Raw genomic sequence first — 6,350 nt, forward strand, 5'->3', positions numbered from 1 at the left:
AAATGATGCGCCCTACAGTTCACGACATTGCTGCAGAAGCAGGCGTCAGCCTTGCGACCGTCGACCGGGTTTTGAACAATCGCCCGGGAGTCAGGTCGGTCACGCGTGACAAGGTCGAGCGCGCCATCGCGACGCTCGGTTATGTCAGGGACGTGGCGGCGGCCAACCTTGCCAAGGGCCGCAGCTATCCGCTGATCTTCATCCTGCCCGAGGGCGAGAACGCCTTCATGCGCGGCCTTGAGGCCGAGGTCGAGGCGGCAAGGGCGCGCTCTGCCGTCGAGCGCACCGATATTTCCATCCTCTCCGTTCCCGCCTTCGATGCGACGGCGCTGGCCGATGCGCTCGACGAAGCGTGCAGCCGTGAGCCGGCCGGCGTTGCCGTCGTTGCGGTTGAAGCGCCGGAAGTGGTGGCGGCCGTCGGGCGGCTTCGCGAAGACGGCATTGCCGTCGTCACGCTCGTCTCCGATCTGACCGGGTCGGAGCGCGACCATTTCGCCGGTGTCGACAACATTGCAGCCGGGCGCACAGCCGGCAGTCTGATGCGGCGTTTCCTGGGTGGTCGCGACGGGCCGGTCGCCATCGTTGCCGGCTCGATGCTGGTCAGAGACCACCGGGATCGACTTGAAGGCTTCAGTGCCGCCGTCAGCGAAGGGGCGGACACGCGGCATCTGTTGCCCGTGGTCGAGGGGCACGACGATCCGACCGAGGTCGAGACGCTGGTTCAGGATCTGCTGGCCGCGCATGCGGACCTTGCGGGCATCTACAGCCTCGGCGCTGGCAATCGCGGCCTGATCGCGGCGCTCGAAAAGGCCGGCCGGCAGTCCGAAATCTGCGCAATAGCCCACGAGCTGACGCCCTACAGCCGTGCCGCCCTGATCTCGGGCACGATCGATGCGCTGCTCAACCAGGATGCGGGTCATGAGGTGAGGAGCGCCATTCGCGTGCTGAAGGCGCGCGCCGATGGGCTGTCGATGATCGAGGCGCAGGAGCGCATCCGCATCGACATCTTCCTGAAAGACAACCTGCCGGTCGAGCCGGCGTAATATTTTGAATTTACACAATTCCTGACGGAAAATCGTTGCGCGCTTTTCCTGTGGTTGCTCTCAATGGAGGCCTACATGTATCTCGGACTGGATCTCGGCACGTCGGGCGTCAAGGCGATGCTGATGGACGACAATCAGCGCATTGTCGGCTCGGCTTCCGGCGCGCTCGACGTCTCCCGGCCGCATCCCGGCTGGTCGGAGCAGGATCCGGCCGAATGGGTGCGCGCCACCGAGGAGGCAATCGCCGGCCTGAAGGCGGCGCACCCGGCAGCTCTTACGGCCGTGCGCGGCATCGGCCTTTCCGGCCAGATGCATGGCGCGACGCTGCTCGATACCGACGACAAGGTGCTGCGCCCCTGCATCCTGTGGAACGACACTCGCAGTTTTCGCGAGGCGGCCGCACTCGACGCCGACCCGCAGTTCCGCGCCATCACCGGCAACATCGTCTTCCCGGGATTTACAGCGCCCAAACTCGTCTGGGTGCGCGAAAACGAGCCTGAGATTTTCGCCAGGGTGCGCCGAGTGCTTCTGCCGAAGGACTATCTGCGCCTGTGGCTGACCGGCGAGCATATCTCTGAAATGTCTGATTCTGCCGGGACCTCGTGGCTCGACACCGGCAAGCGTCGGTGGTCCGAAAGCCTGCTTGCAGCCACCGGCATGGAAGAACGGCAGATGCCGGATCTCGTCGAAGGGACCGACGCGGCCGGAAAGCTGCGGTCTGAACTTGCCGCACGTTGGGGAATTTCCGGCGATGTCGTGGTTGCCGGTGGCGCCGGCGACAATGCGGCGTCCGCTTGTGGCATGGGAACTGTAGGTGAGGGCCACGCCTTCGTTTCGCTCGGCACGTCGGGCGTGCTGTTTGCCGCCAATGCCAGCTACCTGCCCAACCCCGCGAGCGCCGTTCATGCCTTTTGCCATGCGCTGCCGAACACCTGGCATCAGATGGGCGTCATCCTGTCGGCGACCGATGCGCTCAACTGGTATTCGGGGGTTGCCGGTCGCAGCGCGGCCGACCTCAGCGCCGAGCTCGGCGAGACGTTGAAGGCGCCAAGCGGCGTGACCTTTCTTCCCTATCTTTCCGGCGAGCGCACGCCGCACAACGATGCCGCCATCCGCGGCGCCTTTGCCGGGCTCGGCCACGAGAGCAGCCGGGTGGTGCTGACGCAGGCGGTGATGGAAGGGGTTTCTTTCGCCATTCGCGACAGCCTCGAAGCCCTGCGTGCCGCCGGGACGACGCTTTCGCGGGTGACGGCGATCGGCGGCGGCTCGCGCTCGCGCTACTGGCTGAAGTCGATCGCGACTGCGCTCGACCTGCCGGTCGATTTGCCCGCCGATGGCGATTTCGGTGCCGCCTTCGGTGCCGCGCGCCTGGGGCTGATCGCGGCAACCGGTGCCGATCCGGTTGCGACCTGCACCGCGCCGAAAACAGCGGAAACGATCGCGCCCGACGCCGACCTGGTGCCTGCCTATGAGGCGGCCTATCAGCGCTACCGGCGCCTTTATCCCGCCATCAAGGGCGCTACGACGTGACCGCGCCGCGCCCTTCCACGGCTGTTGCCGACCGAGCGCGCTTACTGCGCCGGTACCTTATCGATGAAGCCCGTGACTTGCTTCAATCGGCCGTTCTCGATCAGGCCGACATCGGTGCCTTCGATCACGGAATCGACGCCTTCGGGGCCGAGCGCCCAGGAGAAGCGGATCGTGTCGGCAAAACCGTCGGGGGTGCCCTTGAGCGTGAAGACGAAGCCGGGGAACTGGCCTTTCACGCCGGCGATCAGGCCGCCGATGCCCTCGTGCCCGTCGCCCTGCATGATCGGGTCGCGGTAGGCGACGTCGGCGGTAAAGGCCTTTTCGATCAGTGCGTTGCGGCTTCCGGCCTCGGCGTTCCAGGCGGCAATATAGGCTTCGGCGATCTGGTTGAAGTCGTTCATCTGAATGTTCCTTCGTTTGGCGTTTCGATGCCCAAGCTATCGCCCGCCGAGGGAATGAAACCAATTACCTTCCACGTAATGGCCGGACGTTTCGCAACTGCGACGCCGGCACACCATCTTTGAGAGGAGCTACACCGTGAGCACGGGATTTTTCGGCGATATCGCCAAGATCAAGTATGAGGGACCGGAGAGCCGCAACCCGCTCGCCTTCCGCCACTACAACAAGGACGAGGTCGTCTTCGGCAAGCGCATGGAAGACCACCTGCGCTTCGCGGTCGCCTACTGGCACACCTTCGTCTGGCCGGGCGGCGACCCCTTCGGCGGACAAACGTTTGAGCGCCCGTGGTTCAAGGACACGATGGATGCGGCCAAGCTGAAGGCGGATGTCGCCTTCGAATTTTTCCAGTTGCTCGGTGTTCCCTACTACTGCTTCCACGACGCCGACGTGCGGCCGGAAGGGCGCAACTTCGTCGAGAACACCAGGAACCTCAACGAGATCGTCGACTACTTCGAAAAGAAGCAGGCGGATACCGGCGTCAAGCTGCTCTGGGGCACGGCCAATCTCTTCTCAAACCGTCGCTACATGTCGGGTGCCGCCACCAATCCGGATCCGGACGTGTTTGCCTTTGGGGCCGCGACAGTCAAGACTTGCCTTGACGCCACCCACCGCCTCGGCGGCGAGAACTACGTGCTTTGGGGTGGGCGCGAGGGCTATGAGACGCTGCTTAACACCGACCTGTCTCGCGAGCTCGACCAACTCGGCCGCTTCGTCAACCTCGTGGTCGAATACAAGCACAAGATCGGCTTCAAGGGCGCGATCCTGATCGAGCCGAAGCCGCAAGAGCCGACCAAGCACCAGTACGACTACGACGTCGCCACCGTCTACGGCTTCCTGAAGAAATACGGCCTGGAAAAGGAAGTGCAGGTCAATATCGAGCAGGGCCATGCGATCCTCGCCGGTCATTCCTTCGAGCACGAGCTGGCGCTTGCTAATGCGCTCGGGATCTTCGGTTCGATCGATATGAACCGCAACGACTACCAGTCGGGCTGGGATACCGACCAGTTCCCCAACAACGTGCCGGAAATGGCGCTCGCCTATTACCAGGTCCTGGCCGGCGGTGGCTTCAAGTCGGGCGGCACCAACTTCGACGCGAAACTGCGTCGCCAGTCGCTCGATCCGGAAGACCTCTTGATCGGCCATATCGGTGGCATGGACTGCTGCGCTCGCGGCCTCAAGGCGGCCGCCCAGATGATCGAAGACAAGGCACTGTCCGCGCCGCTCGATCAGCGCTACGCCGGCTGGCAGGTGCCTGAGGCGAAGAAGATGCTCGACGGCGGTTTCTCGCTGGAAGAGATCGAAGCCTGGGTGCTGAAGTCCGACCTCAACCCGCAGCCGAAATCCGGCAAGCAGGAACTGCTGGAGAACGTCGTCAATCGCTACGTTTGATGCGGCAGTCGCATACCTTTTGCGAACACGGGGCGGAGGGAAACCTTCGCCCCTTTTTCTGCCCTGAATGCTCGTCTGCGGGCTCCAGGGATGCCTCGAGCTGATCTGCGAAAACTGTCCTTCGGCCGGTTGCTCCATGCAAAAAATCTGCTAGTTTCTGCGCCTGCAACGTTTCAGGTTCTTCAGTAGAAGCGAAAATGAAATCCAATTCTGCTTCTTCCTGTCGTTGGCCTAACAGGCCGGCCTTGCCGGCAGCCATAGCATCAGGAGGATGTTTGGGATGAAAACGATCAAGGGCCCCGGCCTGTTTCTGGCGCAGTTTGCGGGCGATGTCGCACCGTTCAACTCGTTTGCGTCGATTGTGAAATGGGCTGCCGATTGCGGCTACAAGGGCGTGCAGGTGCCGACATGGGATGCGCGGCTGATCGATTTGAAGAAGGCGGCGACGTCAAAGGCCTATTGCGACGAGCTTTCGGGTATTGCCCGCGACAATGGCGTCGAGATCACCGAGCTGTCGACGCATCTGCAGGGCCAGCTGGTCGCCACCCATCCGGCCTATGACGAGGTGTTCGACGGCTTTGCCGTGCCGGAAGTGCGCGGTAACCCCAAGGCCCGGCAAGAGTGGGCGGTCGCGCAGGTGAAGCTGGCGCTGACGGCCTCGAAGAATTTGGGGCTTGATGCGATGGCGAGCTTTTCAGGCGCGCTGGCCTGGCCGTTCGTCTATCCCTGGCCGCAGCGGCCGGCGGGCCTGGTCGAGACCGCCTTCGACGAACTGGCGAAACGCTGGAAGCCGATCCTCGACCATGCCGAGGACTGCGGCGTCGACGTCTGCTACGAGATCCATCCGGGCGAGGACCTGCACGACGGCATCACCTATGAGATGTTTCTGGAGCGCACCGGCAACCATGCCCGCGCCAACATGCTCTACGACCCCTCGCACTATGTGCTGCAATGCCTCGACTATCTCGACAACATCGACATCTACAAGGATCGCATCCGGATGTTCCACGTCAAGGATGCCGAGTTCAACCCGACGGGTCGGCAGGGCGTCTATGGCGGCTACCAGGGCTGGGTCAACCGGGCCGGTCGCTTCCGCTCGCTCGGCGACGGCCAGGTCGATTTCGGCGCGGTGTTTTCCAAGATGGCGGCCAATGATTTTGCCGGCTGGGCGGTGGTGGAATGGGAGTGCTGCCTGAAGCATCCCGAAGACGGCGCGCGCGAGGGGGCCGAGTTCGTCAAGCACCATATCATCCGGGTCACCGAAAAGGCCTTCGACGACTTTGCCGACGGCGGCACCGACGAGGCGGCCAACCGGCGGCTGCTGGGGATTTGAGGCAAGGCCGCCGGTTCAGTGGCAGGCACAACGTCCTGCCGCTGCCCCTCACCCTAGCCCTCTCCCCGCAGGCGGGGAGAGGGGACGTGGCAAACGGTTCTGCTGTGCAGGTAGAAGGTCGCGATCGATCTTCGTTCCGCCCAACCGGAAACAACGGGATGGAGCTTGTCGCTCGAAGCTGTTGCCCGGTCGGCCGATGTCGCTCGCGGGTGCAACAAATCCCTTCTCCCCGGCAAGCGGATGAGGGGCGGGCTCCGCGACCGGGCAGCGTGACTGTGCGACGCCACTAAAACACGACGACATAAACCGACACGAGGAGACAGGACGATGGCAATCGAGGGAACGAGCGAAAAGCGCGAGCGGCGGATCCGGCTCGGTATGGTCGGCGGTGGCTCGGGCGCCTTTATCGGCGCGGTGCACCGCATCGCAGCCCGGCTCGACGATCACTACGAGCTGGTGGCCGGCGCGCTGTCGTCGACACCGGAGAAGGCCGAAAGCTCCGGTCGCGAACTCGGGCTCGATCCGTCGCGGGTCTATTCCGATTTCAAGCAGATGGCGATCCGCGAGGCCAAGTTGAAGGACGGCATCGAGGCGGT

Annotated in this window: 5 protein-coding genes and 1 pseudogene; 5 read left to right on the forward strand and 1 reads right to left on the reverse strand. The window is 63.6% G+C overall.

What is annotated here, in order from left to right:
• Positions 1–5: 5 nt before the first annotated feature.
• Both AC07UR_RS33410 and xylB read left to right on the forward strand, forming a co-directional pair.
• Positions 6–1,043, forward strand: coding sequence for a LacI family DNA-binding transcriptional regulator (locus AC07UR_RS33410; RefSeq protein WP_173423730.1), 1,038 nt, complete (start codon positions 6–8; stop codon positions 1,041–1,043).
• Positions 1,044–1,118: 75 nt separating this feature from the next.
• Positions 1,119–2,573 carry a xylulokinase gene (xylB, locus tag AC07UR_RS33415; RefSeq protein WP_173423729.1) on the forward strand — a complete coding sequence of 485 codons (1,455 nt, stop codon included), beginning with the start codon at positions 1,119–1,121 and terminating at the stop codon, positions 2,571–2,573.
• Between the two features lie 41 nt (positions 2,574–2,614).
• Here xylB and AC07UR_RS33420 read toward each other — a convergent pair whose 3' ends face one another.
• Positions 2,615–2,974, reverse strand: a complete 360-nt coding sequence (locus AC07UR_RS33420; protein ID WP_173423728.1) for a nuclear transport factor 2 family protein — start codon at positions 2,972–2,974, stop codon at positions 2,615–2,617.
• 136 nt (positions 2,975–3,110) lie between these two features.
• On the opposite strand from AC07UR_RS33420, the gene xylA reads away from it, so the two are divergent.
• From xylA to AC07UR_RS33435, 3 genes and pseudogenes are all read left to right on the forward strand, one after another.
• Positions 3,111–4,421, forward strand: coding sequence for a xylose isomerase (xylA, locus tag AC07UR_RS33425; protein WP_209793296.1), 1,311 nt, complete (start codon positions 3,111–3,113; stop codon positions 4,419–4,421).
• A 280-nt stretch (positions 4,422–4,701) separates the two neighbouring features.
• Positions 4,702–5,754 (forward strand): sugar phosphate isomerase/epimerase family protein, encoded by a 1,053-nt coding sequence (locus AC07UR_RS33430; RefSeq protein ID WP_209793298.1) that lies wholly within the window; start codon positions 4,702–4,704, stop codon positions 5,752–5,754.
• 327 nt (positions 5,755–6,081) lie between these two features.
• Positions 6,082–6,350 (forward strand): annotated as a pseudogene (locus tag AC07UR_RS33435) (gfo/Idh/MocA family oxidoreductase); the annotation flags it as partial.

It is taken from the genome of Ensifer sp. GW821-FHT05G01 (assembly GCF_059419585.1).